The organism is Parendozoicomonas verongulae, from assembly GCF_009711465.1.
In the GTDB taxonomy this organism is placed as follows: Bacteria; Pseudomonadota; Gammaproteobacteria; order Pseudomonadales; family Endozoicomonadaceae; genus Sansalvadorimonas; species Sansalvadorimonas verongulae.
The window spans coordinates 393-705 of record NZ_SMME01000385.1 but is presented as its reverse complement, the minus strand read 5'-3'; the positions used below and the strand labels follow the sequence as shown (position 1 = coordinate 705).

Here is a 313-nt window from a genome sequence, read left to right as displayed (position 1 = left end):
ACACAGGATGTTGCTTTATGGGGATGGATACGTGTGCTGTCTGTAGTTTGTATAGCAATGCTGCCCGTAGAGATCACATCAAGTGATTGTGATTGAATAGAGCGGATTGGTTGACTTTTGACTTTTACTGCAAAAGTGTCAGATGAAGACAGGCCGATCACTATGCAGAGAGTGGTGACAAAAAAGTTCAGCCTGAAGATCATTCCCATCTTTCCTCTAAAAAGAACAGAAAAGATAGCAACGTAGCCTTGTGATGCAGGTGCTTACGACGCTCAGAATATGGTTGTGAAAGAGACAGACCGAGTTACTCATT

1 protein-coding gene is annotated in these 313 nt (G+C 42.8%); it reads right to left on the bottom strand.

Features of this window, described 5'->3' with window-relative positions:
- Positions 1-203: hypothetical protein (locus E1189_RS24455; protein WP_230459877.1), on the bottom strand; the 203-nt coding region annotated here is incomplete at its 3' end.
- Positions 204-313: the final 110 nt, after the last annotated feature.